14 protein-coding genes are annotated in these 15676 nt (G+C 62.3%); 6 read left to right on the forward strand and 8 right to left on the reverse strand.

The features are described from left to right. Nucleotides 1-74 precede the first annotated feature (74 nt). From rseP to frr, 5 genes are all read right to left on the reverse strand, one after another. Entirely contained in the window at nt 75-1424 is a 1350-nt protein-coding gene (rseP, locus tag O4H53_RS26320; RefSeq protein ID WP_269367867.1) for an RIP metalloprotease RseP, read from the reverse strand. A gap of 4 nt (nt 1425-1428) precedes the next feature. Next, nucleotides 1429-2604 carry a 1-deoxy-D-xylulose-5-phosphate reductoisomerase gene (dxr, locus tag O4H53_RS26325; RefSeq protein WP_269367868.1) on the reverse strand — a complete coding sequence of 392 codons (1176 nt, stop codon included), beginning with the start codon at nt 2602-2604 and terminating at the stop codon, nt 1429-1431. 3 nt (nt 2605-2607) lie between these two features. Continuing rightward, complete coding sequence (locus tag O4H53_RS26330) at nt 2608-3402, reverse strand: phosphatidate cytidylyltransferase (RefSeq protein WP_269367869.1); 795 nt, start codon at nt 3400-3402, stop codon at nt 2608-2610. An 18-nt stretch (nt 3403-3420) separates the two neighbouring features. Further along, on the reverse strand, nt 3421-4173 hold the full coding sequence (gene uppS / locus O4H53_RS26335) for a polyprenyl diphosphate synthase (protein WP_269367870.1): 753 nt from the start codon (nt 4171-4173) through the stop codon (nt 3421-3423). A gap of 101 nt (nt 4174-4274) precedes the next feature. After that, nucleotides 4275-4838, reverse strand: a complete 564-nt coding sequence (frr, locus tag O4H53_RS26340; protein ID WP_269367871.1) for a ribosome recycling factor — start codon at nt 4836-4838, stop codon at nt 4275-4277. A 233-nt stretch (nt 4839-5071) separates the two neighbouring features. On the opposite strand from frr, the gene O4H53_RS26345 reads away from it, so the two are divergent. After that, the gene (locus O4H53_RS26345; protein WP_269367872.1) at nt 5072-6112 is read left to right on the forward strand and encodes a sensor histidine kinase; all 1041 of its coding nucleotides are present in this window, start codon (nt 5072-5074) and stop codon (nt 6110-6112) included. Nucleotides 6113-6240: 128 nt separating this feature from the next. Here the strand turns inward: O4H53_RS26345 and pyrH are convergent, their stop codons facing one another. Next, nucleotides 6241-6972 (reverse strand): UMP kinase, encoded by a 732-nt coding sequence (gene pyrH, locus O4H53_RS26350; protein ID WP_269367873.1) that lies wholly within the window; start codon nt 6970-6972, stop codon nt 6241-6243. A gap of 107 nt (nt 6973-7079) precedes the next feature. Here pyrH and miaA point away from each other — a divergent pair, with 107 nt between their 5' ends. The 5 genes from miaA to O4H53_RS26375 all read left to right on the forward strand — a co-directional run bounded on the left by miaA (nt 7080) and on the right by O4H53_RS26375 (nt 14021). Next, nucleotides 7080-7952, forward strand: a complete 873-nt coding sequence (gene miaA, locus O4H53_RS26355) for a tRNA (adenosine(37)-N6)-dimethylallyltransferase MiaA (RefSeq protein ID WP_269367874.1) — start codon at nt 7080-7082, stop codon at nt 7950-7952. 84 nt (nt 7953-8036) lie between these two features. After that, nucleotides 8037-8831 carry a helix-turn-helix domain-containing protein gene (locus tag O4H53_RS26360; protein ID WP_269367875.1) on the forward strand — a complete coding sequence of 265 codons (795 nt, stop codon included), beginning with the start codon at nt 8037-8039 and terminating at the stop codon, nt 8829-8831. Nucleotides 8832-9255: 424 nt separating this feature from the next. Further along, nucleotides 9256-10341 (forward strand): ABC transporter permease, encoded by a 1086-nt coding sequence (locus tag O4H53_RS26365; protein ID WP_269367876.1) that lies wholly within the window; start codon nt 9256-9258, stop codon nt 10339-10341. A gap of 12 nt (nt 10342-10353) precedes the next feature. Continuing rightward, nucleotides 10354-11820 (forward strand): ABC transporter permease, encoded by a 1467-nt coding sequence (locus O4H53_RS26370; protein ID WP_269367877.1) that lies wholly within the window; start codon nt 10354-10356, stop codon nt 11818-11820. Nucleotides 11821-11930: 110 nt separating this feature from the next. Beyond that, on the forward strand, nt 11931-14021 hold the full coding sequence (locus tag O4H53_RS26375) for a dipeptide ABC transporter ATP-binding protein (protein WP_269367878.1): 2091 nt from the start codon (nt 11931-11933) through the stop codon (nt 14019-14021). A 208-nt stretch (nt 14022-14229) separates the two neighbouring features. Here the strand turns inward: O4H53_RS26375 and O4H53_RS26380 are convergent, their stop codons facing one another. Both O4H53_RS26380 and O4H53_RS26385 read right to left on the reverse strand, forming a co-directional pair. Continuing rightward, the gene (locus O4H53_RS26380) at nt 14230-14760 is read right to left on the reverse strand and encodes a hypothetical protein (RefSeq protein WP_269367879.1); all 531 of its coding nucleotides are present in this window, start codon (nt 14758-14760) and stop codon (nt 14230-14232) included. Between the two features lie 157 nt (nt 14761-14917). Then, entirely contained in the window at nt 14918-15514 is a 597-nt protein-coding gene (locus O4H53_RS26385) for a lytic transglycosylase domain-containing protein (protein ID WP_269367880.1), read from the reverse strand. Between the last annotated feature and the right edge of the window lie 162 nt (nt 15515-15676).

The following is a 15676-nucleotide window of genomic DNA, read 5'->3' on the forward strand; positions in this document are numbered from 1 at the left end:
TGCTGCGCTCACATCAGGGCGCCAGCGGCAAAATCCGTCTCGCGCGGGTGGGCGACAATGAATGTCAACACGACCTAGGGACAGAACAGATCATTCCCCAGCGCAAAGACCATCAGCGACAGCACCAGCGCCAGACCGATGGTCATCAGGATGCGCAGCGCGCCGTCGCTGGGCGGTTTGCCGGTCACGGCCTCATAGGCATAGAAGGTCAGATGGCCCCCATCCAGCGCCGGGATCGGGAACAGGTTCAAAAGCCCCACCGCCGTGCTGAGCACAGCAATGAAATAGATGAAGGACGTGGCCCCCTGGCTGGCCATGGCGCCGGAGGCCTGGGCAATGCCCACCGGGCCGCTGAGGTTGCAGGTGCTGATGTTGCCGATCACCATCTGTTTCAGGCCCGAGATCGAACCGGTGATGATCCGCCAGGTATTGGCGACGCCCGCTGTCAGCGCCTGCCCCACACCGGGCGTTTCCGTCGCCGGGGCAAAGGACATGCCCCCCGCGATCCCGATCCGCAGGTTGCGTTTGAAGGTGCCGTCGGGCTGGGGCTCGTCCGTGGCCTTGGGCGTCATGGTGAAATCCAGCATCTCGCCCCGGCGCCAGACGGTCAGCGCCAGCGCCGCCCCGTCGGATTCCTCGACCGCATTCTTGAGCTGGTCAAAGGCGAATACCGGCTCCGCATCAATGGCGGTGATCACATCACCCGCTTTCAGCCCGGCTTCATAGGCGGCGGTCTGCGGCAAGACCTGATTGACCAGCGGCGGCAGGATATAGGGCCCTTCCACGCTTTGCTCGGTGCCGTTGCGGATGACGTCATAGGTCAGTTCCGGCACCATCGGCAGGTTGTCGAAGAAGGCGCCATAGGCCGCGGCATCGTTTTGCGGCAGCGCTGTGCCGTTGATCCCCAGAATCTCGTCGCCCGGTTCCAGCCCGCGTTCGGCCTGCGGCATCGGGCGCAGCTCGCCCACGGTCAGCGGGGTCCGTTCCACGCCGGTGGTATAGGCCACGGCAAAGAAGATCAGGATGGACATGGCAAAATTGAACGCAGGCCCGGCGGCGACGGTCAGCGTGCGCGCCCAAAGCGGCGCGCCATGCATCGTGTGGCGCAGCGCGGCCGGGTCGTCGGCCAGCGCCGCCATCGCGGTTTCATCCTTGCCGGAGGCCGCATTCGCATCGCCCGCGAATTTCACGTAGCCGCCAAAGGGCAGCGCCGCGACCTGCCATTTTGTGCCGCGCCGGTCCATGCCGGACCACAGGACCGGGCCGAAGCCCAGGCTGAACACATCCGCCTTGATCCCGCACCAGCGCCCGACAATGTAATGGCCGTATTCGTGAATCGCGACGATCACCGACAGTGCCACGACAAAAGCCAGCAACGTCCAGATCAAACCGCCAAATTGCGGTATCAGCCCCATAATATCCAAAACGTTACCCTGCTCTTTTATCTATCGCGGCTTTTGCCGCCTTACGTGCCAGATGGTCAACCCGCAGGACGTTATCAAGTGTCATCGTGGCACCAATAAGACCATCTGACGCAGTTTTGTCTTCAAGCGTCTGCGCCACCACATCCGCCATGGCGGTGAAACCGACCCGTCCCGCGATGAACCCGTCCAGTGCGGTTTCCTTGGCCGCATTGAACACCGTGCCGGTCATACCGCCCGCTGCAATCGTCTCGCGGGCAAGGCGCAGGGCGGGCCAGCGCCGCTCGTCCGGGGTGCGGAACTCGAACTGGCCGATGGCAGCAAGGTCCAGCCGTTCGACCGGCAGATGGCGGCGCTGCGGGTAATGCAGGGCAAAGCCGATGGCATGGCGCATGTCCGCCGGGCCCACATGGGCCATCAACGCGCCGTCATGGAAGCCCACCAGCGCATGGATCATGGATTGCGGATGGACCAGGACCTCTATCTGATCTGGCTGGATGGCGAAAAACTCATGTGTTTCAATGACCTCCATCGCCTTGTTGAACATCGAGGCAGAATCGATGGTGATCCTTTGCCCCATGTCCCAATTGGGATGGGAGGAAGCCTGCGCCAGCGTCGCCTCTGCCAGTTTCTCAAGCGGCCAGTCGCGGAATGCACCGCCCGACGCGGTGATGATGATCCGTTCGACCGCTGCCGGATCCTCGCCGATCAAGGCCTGAAAGATCGCGGAATGCTCGCTGTCCACCGGCAGGATGCGCGCGCCATGGGTCTGCGCCGTCTCCAGCATCAGCGCCCCGGCGCAGACCAGCGATTCCTTGTTGGCCAGCGCCAGCGTGGTGCCATGGCGCAGGGCCGCGAGACCGGGTGCCAGCCCTGCCGCCCCGACGATGGCGGACATGATCCAGTCGGCCGGACGCGCCGCCGCCTCGCAGATGGCGGTGGCCCCGGCGGCCGCCTGCACGCCGCTGCCCTTCAGCGCGGCACGCAGATCGTCCAGCAGATCGTCGCGCGCGGTGACGGCGATATCGGCCTTCAGCTCGATTGCATCACGGGCAAGTTGCCCGATATTGCCCGCCCCGGTCAGCGCCACCACATCATAATCCAGCGGTGCGCGGCGGATCAGATCGATGGTGTTCTGTCCAATGGACCCTGTGGCCCCCAGAATCGAGACACGACGGACCACGGCCTATCCCAGACCAAAGGGCAAACCGATGAACTGACCGATCACCAGCAGGAACACGGAGGCGCCCAGCATCCCGTCGAAGCGATCCATCAGGCCGCCGTGGCCCGGGATCAGGTTGGAGCTGTCCTTGACGCCCATTTTGCGCTTCATCCCGGATTCCGCAATATCACCCATCTGCGATGCCATTGAAATCGCGATGGAAATCCCCACCAACTGCAGGCTTGCCCCGGTGTTGATGGAAAACAGCAGACCCACCAGCGCGGCACCGGCCCAGCCCGCCGCAGTGCCGGACCAGGTTTTCTTGGGGCTGACCCTGGGCCAGAACTTTGGCCCGCCAATGGCGCGCCCGGCGAAATAGCCGACCACATCGGTGGTCACGACAACCACCACCAGCCAAAGCAGCCAGCCAAAGCCGTAATCGTCGCGCACCTGCATCAACCCGAAGCCCGCCATCAGGATCATCGCGGTGAAACTGAGGTAGATCGTGCGGTGCCGCTCCAGCTGACCGAACCCGATCAGCGCGGGCGCCAGCAGGACCGGCAGGCCAAGGCCCACCGGCAGATAGACCGACACAAGGACGGCCAGACCGGTCAGCGCGCCCAGCTTGAGCGGCAGATAGGCGTCGCCGGGGCGCAGCATGGCCACCAGTTCCCAGACCATGACGCCACAGATCAGCGCCACCAGCAGGTGGAACACATGGCCCCCCATCCAGATCCCGATCAGGCCGATCAGCACCATGACGGCCCCGGCCCCCAGCCGTGCTTTCAAATCGGACCATTGGTCGCTGCGATTACCCATGCGGTATTCCTTCTCCGGTCAGGTCTTGACCGCGCCGAAACGCCGGTCGCGGCCCCCGTAGGCCGCACAAAGGCTGCCGAACTCGGCCTTGGTGAAATCGGGCCAGAGGGTATCAATGAATTCATATTCCGCATAGGCCGATTGCCACAGCAGAAAATTGGAAATCCGGGCCTCTCCGCTGGTACGGATCACCAGGTCGGGGTCGGGCAAGACATAGGTATCCAGGTACTTCGGCAGGGTTTCCTCATCCACTGCCTCGGGGTCCAGCTTGCCCGCTGCCACGTCCTGCGCCAGTCGCTGGGTGGCACGGGCAACCTCGTCCCGGCCGCCGTAGTTCAGCGCGATGGTCAGATGCACGCGGGTGTTATGCGCGGTCGCGGCTTCCAGCTCGTTCATCAGCCGGATCAGCTTGTCATCCAGCCGCACCCGATCCCCGATAAAACGGACCCGCACGCCGAATTCGCTCAAGCTGCGGGTTTCCTTGGAGATATAGCGCCGAAACAGGCTCATCAGCCCCGCGACCTCGACCTGGGTGCGTTTCCAGTTCTCGGTCGAAAAGGCAAAGATCGTCAGGTATTCGACGCCGAAGTCCGGGCAGGCCTCCACGATCTCGCGCACGCGTTTTGCGCCCGCGTGATGGCCGAACAGACGCGGCCTGCCCCGCTGTGTGGCCCAGCGGCCGTTGCCGTCCATGATGATCGCGACATGGCGCGGCCCGCCCGGCGCGATCTTTGGTTCGGTATGGCTGTTGCCCTTGGGAGCGGTTGGCATGACGGGTCTTTCAAGGTGCGTTTCGGTTGGCTCGAACGGTACGCCGCAGGCAGGTGCCCGCAAGAGACCCGGACCGGCAGGGCGCGGAAAGAGGCGCTGGCTCAGACCTGCATGATCTCGCCCTGTTTCGTCTCAAGCGTCTCGTCGATCAGGGCGATATACTTGTTGGTCAGATCCTGCATCTCGCTTTCCCAGAGCTTCTGGTCATCCTCGGACATGCCGTCTGCCTTGGCTTTCTTGATCTGATCCATGCCATCGCGGCGGATGTTGCGGATCGAAACGCGCGCATGTTCGGCATAGCCGCCCGCGACCTTGGTCAGCTGGGTCCGGCGTTCCTCGTTCAGCTCCGGAATCGGCAGCATGATGATGGTGCCGTTCATCTGCGGATTGATGCCCAGCCCGCTTTCGCGGATGGCCTTTTCCACCTTGTTCACCAGACCCTTGTCCCAGACATTGATCGTCACCATGCGCGGTTCCGGCACGTTGACTGTCCCCACCTGGTTGATCGGTGTCGGGGAGCCATAGGCGTCAACCATCACGGGTTCCAGCATGGAGGCAGAGGCACGCCCGGTCCGCAATGATGCAAATTCGGTTCTCAGCGACGCGATGGCGCCTTTCATGCGCCGCTCAAGATCGTCGGTGTCGAGCATAAAGTCGTCAGACATGGTTTCTCCGGTGGTGGAATGGTCAAATTTCTTGTCGGCCCTGATATAACGTCAACCGCACCGGATTGTATAGATGCACCGGCGGTGCATTGCCCCCGTATTGAGGTGCTGGAAATCGCTCAGAGCTGCTCCATATACCTTTTGTCGTGTGGAACTTGCGCATGTTCAGGTGTTTCAATCTGGCCGGACCACGCAAACGACGTCATTTGAAGCAGTAAGAAGAGTATCATTGAATGGCCGACGGTGAGAAGATTTCAGCCCATCCACTGCCCACCAACGTGGCGGTTGCCGCCATGACGCGCGCGCCCTTTGCGCTGGTGCTGACGAACCCGCAACTGCCCGACAATCCCATTGTCTATGTCAACCGCGCCTTCGAAGAGATGACGGGTTATCACAGCGATGTGGTCCTCGGCCGGAACTGCCGTTTCCTGCAGGGTGATGATACCGACCAGCGCGGGGTGGAGAAGCTGCGCGCCGCCATCGAGAACCGGGAGGAAGCCACGGTGATCCTGCGCAACTACCGCGCCGATGGCACCAAGTTCATGAACCGCCTGATGGTGGCGCCGCTGAGTGTGGACGAACATGAGGTGCCCTATTTCATGGGGGTCCAGACCATCTATAACGGTGAGGAGCCCACCGATGAGGACACGCAGGAAGCCCTGGAGGAAATCCAGCACCGGGTGAAGAATCATCTGTCGATGATTGTCGGCATGATCCGCATGCAGGCGCGCGGTGCCAAAACGACCCCGGGCAAGGAGTTCGACACGCTGGCGCGCCGGATCGAGACGCTGCAGCTGCTTTACGAAGAATTGAGTTCCGCCACCGGTGCGCGCAACTCCGGGCAGGACAAGGTCAATCTGGGTGCCTATCTGACCCGTGTGGCGAATGCGATTGCCTATCTGGATGGCCGGCAGGGCGTGCGGGTGAACATAGATGCGGATGAGGTCAGCGTGCCGGTCAATACCGCGACGCAACTGGGGCTGGTGCTGTCGGAGGTGATGACCAATTCCATGCAACATGCCTTCGATAACCGCGAGGCGGGTCTTGTCGACGTGCGGATCAAGAAGCTGAGCGAAGGTCTGCTGCGCCTGCAGGTGGCCGATGACGGCACCGGCATTCCCGAAGGTGTGGAATGGCCCAAGAGCGATTCACTGGGCGGGCGCATCGTGACCCAGCTGGTGCGGGGGCTGAATGCCAAAATCTCGGTGGATCGCGAAATTTCCGGCACCATGATCGTGATCGACATCCCCCGCAATCATACCGTCACGGAGTGAGCGAGGGGGCGATTGGCATGGGCGAGGAAAGGCGCAAGCCGGGCGGTTGTAACTGACCAAGGTTGCGCGCCAACCGGACGGCTCTGATCCGGGTCCGAAGGACGCGATACCTGAAAATACCTGCCGCGTTATCCCTGTACGCGGGTATAGGTGCCCTCGCCCGCGAGGATCCCCTTGAACCCGCCCGGTTCGTCCAGCGAAAAGACGATGATCGGCAGGTCGTTGTCCCGTGTCAGCGCGATGGCGGAAGCATCCATCACCGCCAGCCGTTTTTGCAGCACATCGTCGTAGCTGACGGTATCATAGCGCTTGGCATCGGCAAATTTCTTCGGATCCTTGTCATAGACCCCGTCGACACCGTTCTTGCCCATGAAGATCGCCTCGCAGGCCATTTCATTGGCCCGCAGGGCCGCAGCGGTATCGGTTGTGAAATAGGGGTTGCCGGTGCCCGCGGCAAAGATGCAGACCCGCTTCTTCTCAAGGTGGCGCACCGCGCGGCGGCGGATATAGGGTTCGGCCACCTCGTTCATGGTGATCGCGGAAATCACCCGGGTGTGAATGCCCAGACTTTCCAGCGAGGATTGCATCGCCAGCGCATTCATCACCGTGGCGAGCATCCCCATGTAATCCGCCGTCGTCCGTTCCATGCCCTGGGCAGAGCCCTGCAGCCCGCGAAAGATGTTGCCGCCGCCGATGACCATGCAGATCTCGACCCCCAGACTATGCACGCTTTGCACTTCATGGGCGATCCGTTCGACGGTGGGCGGATGCAGGCCGAAACCCTGATCCCCCATCAGCGCCTCACCGGATATCTTCAGCATCACACGTTTGAAAGTGACGTTGGACGCGTCTTGGGACATGTGCGGAACCTTTCGGGAGGGCTGGATTCATTGTCGGTTTAACTTTTGCGCAAAATGTCGCAAATGAAGGCAAGGTTCAATGCACGGCGGAAAGGTTCAGACAAGAAATGTCCTTTACCGAAGTTTTACGCGGCTTGTCGCCTGAGATGCCGGTGCTGATCGCAGGCCCCACCGCAAGCGGCAAATCGGCATTGGCCCTTGAAATCGCGCAGGATCAGGGCGGTGTCATCGTGAATGCGGATGCCAGCCAGGTCTATGAATGCTGGCGCGTGATCACCGCGCGCCCCAGCGCAGAGGAAGAGGCCGCGGCCCCGCATCTGCTTTATGGCCACATCACCGCGACGCAACCCTATTCGACGGGTCATTGGCTGCGCGAGGTTGCGGACATCCTGAAGACCGGGCAGCGGGTGATCATCACCGGCGGCACCGGGCTTTATTTCAAGGCGCTCACGGAGGGGCTGGCCGATATTCCCGCCACGCCGGAGGAGGTCCGGCATCAGGCCGACGGGATGGATCTGGACCACCTGCTTGCGGGCATCGACGTGCAGACCGCCGCCGGAATTGACACTGCGAACCGCGCGCGCGTGCAACGGGCCTGGGAAGTGCAGCAGGCCACGGGCCGGGGGCTGGCCCATTGGCAGGCGCAGACCGGCGCGCCGCTGCTGCCCGCAGCGCAGGCCCGCCGCATCGTCTTTGACGTGGAGCGCGACTGGCTGAACGCCCGGATCGCGCGGCGTTTCGACCAGATGATCGCGCAGGGCGCGCTGGAAGAGGTCCGTCGCGTCGCGCCCGCCTATGACCCCGCCCTGCCCGCGCACCGCGCCATTGGCGTGCCGGAACTGATGGCGCATCTGGAAGGCGACTTGACGCTGGATCAGGCCCGCGAACGTGCGGTGATCGCCACCCGGCAATTTGCCAAACGCCAGCGGACATGGATGCGGTCGAAAATGGCGGACTGGCACCGGGTGACCCCGCAATAACCTGCGCACTTTACTTTTTTCAACTTTCTGACAGGGTAAATGGGTGTAAACTGCGGTTGAATCGGATCAAATGCGACCATTGCCATGAGCTTTTCCCTCACCGACATCAAGGTGATGACCCTGCCCCAGCTCACCGGCGGGCAGGACTGGCGGCTGCTGCTGGCGCAGGACCGTCCGCACCACCTGCTGATCTGGATCACGCGGGGACAGGGCCGTGCGCTGCTGGACGGGCAGCGCCGTGGCGTGGGCACGCATAACGCGCTCTGGGTGCCGCAGGGGTCGCTCTTTGCGCTGGACCTGGGGCGTCAGGGCATGGCCCAGGCGGTGATCGTACCGCCCGGCACCCCGCTGCGTCTGCCGGAAATGCCGCGCCACCTGCGGATCCGCGACGTGGCGGTGCAGAGCGAACTCAGCGGTTTGATCGAAGCTGCCGCCCGCGAACAGCAAAAGGACCGCCCCCTGTCCCAGGACGCGGCAGAGGCCCATGCCGCGCTGATCTCTGTCTGGCTGCGCCGGCAGATCATGCTGGAGGAACACGTGCCCCCGCGCCGCAATGCGGCGGCCCGGCTGAGCAAGCTATATTGCGATCAACTGCCGCAGCGCTTCCGCAGCGGGGCGTCGATGGCGGAATATGCGGCAACCCTGGGGGTCACCGCCACCCATCTGACCCGGGCGGTCAAAGCCGCAACCGGCAAGACGGCAGCGGACCTGCTGACCGAACGGGTGCTGGCCGAGGCCCGCCATCTGCTGATCGAAACCCGCCAGCCTGCGCAAGACATCGCGCGCCACCTCGGTTTCGGCTCTGCCGCCTATTTCACCCGTTTCATGCAACAGCATACCGGCCAGCCGCCCAGCAAACTGCGCGGAGCCGCCCGCTGAAGAATCCGGCCGCACCTGAATCATCCTGTGACACGCATGTCCCGAGAGCGCCGCAGACGCTGCAGGGTATGCGTGTCGCAAGTTTAAGGTCGGCCGCTCCAGGCTTTGTACCCTGGAAGTTGCTTTGGCCCGATTCCACTCCCCGCGCGGGTCGCTTTTGGCAAAGTTGCATGTCGCAAAAAGACCATCAAGAGGCGGAAGATGACATTGACCTTTGGGGCAGCTTCATGCGTTCATAGCAGCCATCGAATGTGCGCAAGACACATGCAAGACGGCCGGGCAAGGCCGTGCCGCGCAAGGGGATGACCAAGAGCTTTTGCATCCTGCCGCGCTGCTGCATCGCCCGTCCTGAACACTCGAAAGGCCCGAAGGCCAAACCAAAAACCGGTGGGCAAACCCGCCGCGCCACCAACAGGGGCATTGAATGGGACTATTTATTCTGCGTCGGCTGGGCGTGATGATTCTGACGGCATTGTGCCTGACGTTCATCGTGTTCTGGCTGACCAATCTCTATCCAAACCTTGAAAAACTCGCAAAGACGCAGGGCAACTTCCGGATGTCGGACGAAGCCGTGGCGTCCTATCTTGGCGACCGGGGCTATCTGCAACCGATGCCGGTGAAATTCGGTCAATGGCTGGGCGTGATGCCCGGCTGGGTGACCGAGAAACCGGACGGCAAGACCTTCGGACGCTGTTTCTCGGCCAGTACGCCCGAGATCGACCGTCCGACCCGCTGCGGCATCCTGCAGGGTGACTGGGGGTTCTCCACCGTCTTCAAGGAGCCGGTGGGCGGCACGGTGCTGACCCGTCTGGCGCTGACCGGCAAGCTGATGCTCTGCGTGCTGCTGCTGATGGTGCCCTCCGCGCTGCTGGTCGGGGTGCTCGCCGGGATGCGGGAAGGATCGAAACTGGACCGGTCCCTGTCGACCTTTTCCATCGCCACCACGGCGACACCTGAATATGTCTCGGGCGTGATCTTTATCGCGGTGCTGGCCTCTTCCAAGTTCGGGGTGTCGCCGCTGCTGAACGACTGGGGGCTGATCGACAGCAAGACCCTGTTCCTCGGCTCCGCCACCTCTGCCATGGCGGATGCGACCTTCTGGAACTTCTTCCTGCCGGTGCTCACCATTTCGCTTTACGGCATGGGTTATATTGCCCGGATGACGCGCGCCTCGATGACCGAGGTGATGACGGCGCAATATATCCGGACGGCGCGACTCAAGGGCGTGAAATTCTCGGATATCGTGTTGAAACATGCGCTGCGCAACGCGCTGATCGCGCCTTTCACCGTGATCATGCTGCAGATCCCCTGGCTGCTGAACGGCGTGGTGATCGTGGAGACCCTGTTCAACTACAAGGGTTTCGGCTGGCTGCTGGTGCAGGCGGCGGGCAACAACGACATTGAACTGCTGCTGGCGGTCTCGGTTGTCTCGGTTGCGGTGGTGCTGCTGACACAGCTCATTTCCGACATCGGGTATGTCTATCTCAACCCGCGCATCCGCATCGCCTGAAGGAGCTTTGACATGGAACCATTGACATGGACGGGCTCGCTTTCGGGGCTCAACATCATCTTCTACCTTCTGGTCGGACTGCTGGCACTGGCGATTGTGGTGCAGATCCTCGCCTCCTTCGTGCCGGACAGTTCCGCACGGGCGATCAGCGCGGATGGCACGCTGGCAGGCAGCACCGGTCTGACCGGGTTCATCAACCAGATCATCAGCTGGCTGTTCTACGCGGTGGTCGGGCTGATCCTGATCTACCTGATCGGCGGCATCTTCATGGGGCCTGCGGCGGGTATCTTCGGCGCCATGGCGCAGCAGATGATTCCGGTCTGGATCGCGCTGATCGTCACCTTTGCGCTGTCGGTCACCTACAAGCGCAAGCTGGGGCTTTACGGCAAGCTCTTTGACAGCACCGTGGGCATGATCGGCTTTGCCATCGTGATGTTCTGGGTCTTTACCGGCATTCTGGGCGGCGGCTTTGACCTGCTGGTCACCCATGACAGCCTGAGCCAGGTGTCGGGGATGAAGAACAAACTGCCCGGCACACCGCTGGCGCGGGCCGGCGAAGGCGAATATCCCTGGTTCCTGCTGGGCGGCGACAACCTGGCGCGGGACGTGTTCTCGCGGCTGATCAAGGGCTCCTGGGTGGTGGTCAAGATCGCGCCCTTTGCGACGCTCTTTGCCTTCATGGTGGGGATCACCCTGGGCCTGCCCGCAGGCTATTACGGTGGCAAGCTGGATACGTTCCTGAGCTTTCTGGCCAATCTGATCCTGGCCTTCCCGGTGATCTTGCTGTTCTACCTGCTGGTGACGCCGGAAATCGTGCTGACAGGCATCCCCAACTACATGGCGCTGTTCCTGTTTGTCTTTCCGCTGATCTTCCTCGCGATCCTGCTGAACTCGCGCTTCTACACGCAGCCGACGTTCCGCACACCGCTGCTGATCGTCGTCCTAGGGCTTGGCGCCTGGCTCTACCTCGCGCTGGTGTCCAGCGACGGCACCATCGTGGAAACGCCGACCTATGTGATCCCCGGTCTGCCCGCCTTCCTTGATCCTTTCGATCTGGGGCCGGGCATCCTGGTGGTCTTTGTCTCTGTCGTCTTTGTGAACGCGCCCACGGTCTTCCGGATCGTGCGGGGCCTCGCGCTGGACATCAAGACGCGCGACTATGTGGCGGCGGCGCAGACCCGGGGCGAAGGGCCCTGGTACATCATGCTGTGGGAAATCCTGCCCAATGCGCGCGGGCCGCTGATCGTCGATTTCTGCCTGCGGATCGGCTACACCACGATCCTTCTGGGCACGCTGGGCTTCTTTGGCCTGGGGCTGGAATCGGAAAGCCCGGACTGGGGCAGCACGATCAACGCCGGACGGCGGCTGCTGTCGCTTTACCCCCATGCGGCCATCGCCCCTGCGCTGGCCTTGCTGACGCTGGTGCTGGGTCTGAACCTGCTGGCGGATGGCTTGCGTGAGGAATCCCTGAGGGATTGATCCAGACGAGAGTTCCGGGGGTGCTACCCCCGGACCCCCGGGAATATTTATGGCCAAAAAGAGCGACAAGGGTTTCTCTGGTTCGGCCGCTCCAACAAGGAGAGACAAGAATGGTAAAAGAAAAGTATGACGGGCCGATCCTTGAGATCGACAAGCTGTCGATTTCCTTCTTTACCCGGTTGCGGGAAATTCCTGCCGTGATGGATTTCTCCGCCTCGGTGATGCCGGGCGAAGCGCTGGGCCTCGTGGGTGAATCCGGGTGCGGCAAATCCACAGTGGCGCTGGGGGTGATGCAGGACTTGGGCAAGAACGGGCGCATCGTCGGCGGGTCGATCAAGTTCAAGGGCCGCGACCTGGGCGAGATGAGCGATGATGAGCTGCGCGACATCCGCGGCAGCGAGATCGCGATGATCTATCAGGAACCCATGGCATCGCTGAACCCCGCCATGCGGATCGGCAAGCAGCTGATGGAAGTGCCGATGATCCATGCGGGCATGTCCGAGAAGGACGCCTATCAACGCGCATTGCAGGTGGTCACGGACGTGAAGCTGCCGGACCCCGAGCGCATCCTCAAGGCCTATCCGCACCAGCTGTCGGGCGGTCAGCAGCAGCGCATCGTGATCGCGATGGCGCTGATGTCGGAACCGTCGCTGCTGATTCTGGACGAGCCGACCACGGCGCTTGACGTGACCGTCGAGGCGGCGGTGGTCGAACTGGTCAAGGATCTGGGCAAGAAATACGGCACCTCGATGCTGTTCATCAGCCACAACCTTGGTCTGGTGCTGGAGACCTGCGACCGGATCTGCGTGATGTATTCCGGCGAGGCGGTGGAACGCGGCAGCATCGAGGATGTCTTTGACGAGATGCAGCACCCCTATACCCAGGCGCTGTTCCGCTCGATCCCCCTGCCCGGCGCCGACAAGAACGCGCGGCCATTGATCGCCATTCCCGGCAACTTTCCCCTGCCCCATGAACGCCCGCCGGGCTGCAATTTCGGCCCGCGCTGCGATTATTTCGAGGCCGGACGCTGCGATCAGGGGGTGATTCCGATGTCGGTGATCGGCGGCGAGGACCGGCACCACACGCGCTGCGTCAAATATCAGGAGATCGACTGGAACGCGCCGCTGCAACTGGCCGAGACCAAGACCAAGGGCGAGGTCGGTGACGTGGTCCTGAAAATGGACAAGCTCAAGAAATACTACAAGGTGGCGGCCAGCGCCATGTTTGGCGGCGGCGACACCAAGGTGGTGAAAGCCAATGAGGAATTGTCCTTCGAGGCGCGCGAGAGCGAGACGCTGGCGATCGTGGGCGAATCCGGCTGCGGCAAATCCACCTTTGCCAAGGTGCTGATGGGGCTGGAGACCGCCACCGCTGGCCAGATCCTGCTGGACAACCAGAACATCGGTGACGTGCCCATCGAGAAACGCAGCACAAAGAACGTGGCGGATGTGCAGATGGTGTTCCAGAACCCGTTCGACACGCTGAACCCCTCGATGACGGTGGGACGGCAGATCGTGCGGGCGCTGGAAATCTTCCGCATCGGCAAGAATGAAAAGGACCGCTGGCAGCGGATGCTGGAACTGCTGGACCTGGTGAAACTGCCGCGTGAATTCGCGACCCGGATGCCGCGCCAGCTCTCCGGTGGCCAGAAACAGCGCGTCGGCATTGCCCGGGCCTTTGCCGGGGATGCGCGGATCGTGGTGGCGGATGAACCGGTCTCGGCGCTGGACGTCTCGGTTCAGGCTGCGGTGACCGACCTGCTGATGGAAATCCAGCGCCAGCACAAGACGACGCTGCTGTTCATCAGCCACGACCTGAGCATCGTGCGCTATCTCAGCGACCGGGTGATGGTGATGTACCTGGGCCATGTTGTCGAACTGGGCAGCACGGATCAGGTGTTCTCGCCCCCCTATCACCCCTATACCGAGGCGCTGCTGTCGGCGGTGCCGATTGCGGATACAAGGGTCAAGAAAAAGCACATCGTGCTTGAGGGCGACATCCCCTCGGCGATGAACCCGCCGCCCGGCTGCCCCTTCCAGACCCGGTGCCGCTGGAAATCCCAGGTGCCCGGCAACCTGTGTGAAAAGGAAGTGCCGCCACAGCGGACAATGGCAGAGGGCCACCAGATCAAATGCCACCTGTCGGACGCCCAGTTCAACGAGATGGAACCGGTGATCGAAATCACCGTGGCCGCAGAATAAAGCGTTTCGGGGAATGGTTGAAGCACGAGCATCGCAAATGTCCTGAGAACGCGAAGCGTGGCAAGGTATCTGCGATTCAGCATTTTTCGCGAAACGCCCCCGCAGAAAAAGGGCGCGCACCGGGGGAAGCGGTGCGCGCCCGAGGCCGAAAAAGACCTCTGATCAGACCGGCAGGGGACAGGCTGCCGGACTGAGGGGGGTGGTGTCGTCAGCGCGTGACGGTATCGCCGCCGGTGTTCACATTGCCAAGCTCTTCGGCAACGCGGTCGGCGAAGGCACCGATCATCACGTTATAGAAATCATCGGTCGAGGGCTGGATCACATATGTGCCCTCGGGCGCTTGCGTGTCAGCGGAAAGCGCCGCGATGCTGACCGGGAAGGACCGGCTGCCGGTGCTGCTGCCGTCATCCGCCTCGATGGAGACCACGCCTTCCAGCTCGTTGAATTCACCGGCATCGTTCAGCATCGTGTTGCCATTGAGCGAAACCTTGCGCAGTTCAACCCTGATCCGGCTGTCGGCGGCATCCGATGAGGTCGGGACGCGTTCGGCAATGGCTTCCTGAAGGTCCGTCGTGATGTCGGGGAACTTCTCGGCCGCATTGGCGTCTGTCGCGGCGGCATAGGTGGTGCCGACGTCAATGGAAGAGATCGGCGGCAGATCCGCAGCATTGGCATAGCTTGTCAGGGCCAGCAGGCTGACACCGGCGGCCAGGCCCAGCTTTTTCAGATTATTGAACATCTTGTGCTCCTCATGTTTTGCGCGGTGCAGGGCGGATGATCCGAACCTGCGGCGCTCTGAGCAGACAACACCCCCGCGTATGGAAAGGTTCCCCCGGGTGGCGGATCCTTGCCGTATCACTTGACCATATCGTTATATTGCTTTTGGAAACAGCGGCTTACTGTCCGAAGATGACCTTCACGTAATTCCGTGTCTCGGCGTAGGGTGGCACGCCGCCGTATTTCTGCACCGCAGCAGGACCGGCGTTATAGGCCGCCAGCGCAAGCCGCCAGTCCCCGAAGGTGCTGTATTGCTGCTTGAGATACCGCGCGCCGCCTTCGAGGTTCTGCGCGGGGTCGGAAGGGTCCACCCGCAACCGCGCGGCCGTGCCCGGCATCAGCTGTGCCAGCCCGAGCGCCCCCTTGTGCGATACCGCCTGATGGTTCCAGCCGCTTTCCTGCTGCACCAGCCGCAGGAACAGATCAACCGGCACACCATGGCGTGTCGCCGCTTCGCGCGCGATGGCCAGGAACTGGCCCTTGTATTTGCCGTTGTATTTCGGCGTGTCCCATTTTGTCGGGGTGTTGACGGTGGGCGGCTGCAACCGGACCGAAGCGGAATATTGCTTGGCCGCCCGGTTATCGAGCAGGTTCTTTTGCGATTTGAAAAGCGCGCGGCGGTTGCTGGACGAGAAAACATCCGCATCCGCGGCGGGCGTGCTGCCAATAACAAGGCTGGCTGCACCAAGGGCCGCCACAAATATCGTTCTGCGCATTCCCCGCGCTCCCGCCTGTTTGTTTTGGGCACCCTATACCAAACCGGACGCGTGGCACCAGACCCCGATTTACGGGATATCCAGAGCCTAGGTCGTGTTGACATTCATTGTCGCCCACCCGTTTCAGTCCAAAATTGCTCAGTTCCAGGCAAGAGAGCGCAG

It is taken from the genome of Sulfitobacter sp. G21635-S1, from assembly GCF_027213915.1.
Lineage (GTDB): Bacteria > Pseudomonadota > Alphaproteobacteria > Rhodobacterales > Rhodobacteraceae > Sulfitobacter.

Excerpts from the sequence above, each read along its gene's own strand:
- O4H53_RS26330 (WP_269367869.1), bottom strand. The coding sequence starts at position 3,402 with ATGGGTAATCGCAGCGACCAATGGTCCGATTTGAAAGCACGGCTGGGG.
- uppS (WP_269367870.1), bottom strand. The coding sequence starts at position 4,173 with ATGCCAACCGCTCCCAAGGGCAACAGCCATACCGAACCAAAGATCGCG.
- frr (WP_269367871.1), bottom strand. The coding sequence starts at position 4,838 with ATGTCTGACGACTTTATGCTCGACACCGACGATCTTGAGCGGCGCATG.
- O4H53_RS26345 (WP_269367872.1), top strand. The coding sequence starts at position 5,072 with ATGGCCGACGGTGAGAAGATTTCAGCCCATCCACTGCCCACCAACGTG.
- pyrH (WP_269367873.1), bottom strand. The coding sequence starts at position 6,972 with ATGTCCCAAGACGCGTCCAACGTCACTTTCAAACGTGTGATGCTGAAG.
- miaA (WP_269367874.1), top strand. The coding sequence starts at position 7,080 with ATGTCCTTTACCGAAGTTTTACGCGGCTTGTCGCCTGAGATGCCGGTG.
- O4H53_RS26360 (WP_269367875.1), top strand. The coding sequence starts at position 8,037 with ATGAGCTTTTCCCTCACCGACATCAAGGTGATGACCCTGCCCCAGCTC.
- O4H53_RS26365 (WP_269367876.1), top strand. The coding sequence starts at position 9,256 with ATGGGACTATTTATTCTGCGTCGGCTGGGCGTGATGATTCTGACGGCA.
- O4H53_RS26370 (WP_269367877.1), top strand. The coding sequence starts at position 10,354 with ATGGAACCATTGACATGGACGGGCTCGCTTTCGGGGCTCAACATCATC.
- O4H53_RS26375 (WP_269367878.1), top strand. The coding sequence starts at position 11,931 with ATGGTAAAAGAAAAGTATGACGGGCCGATCCTTGAGATCGACAAGCTG.
- O4H53_RS26380 (WP_269367879.1), bottom strand. The coding sequence starts at position 14,760 with ATGTTCAATAATCTGAAAAAGCTGGGCCTGGCCGCCGGTGTCAGCCTG.
- O4H53_RS26385 (WP_269367880.1), bottom strand. The coding sequence starts at position 15,514 with ATGCGCAGAACGATATTTGTGGCGGCCCTTGGTGCAGCCAGCCTTGTT.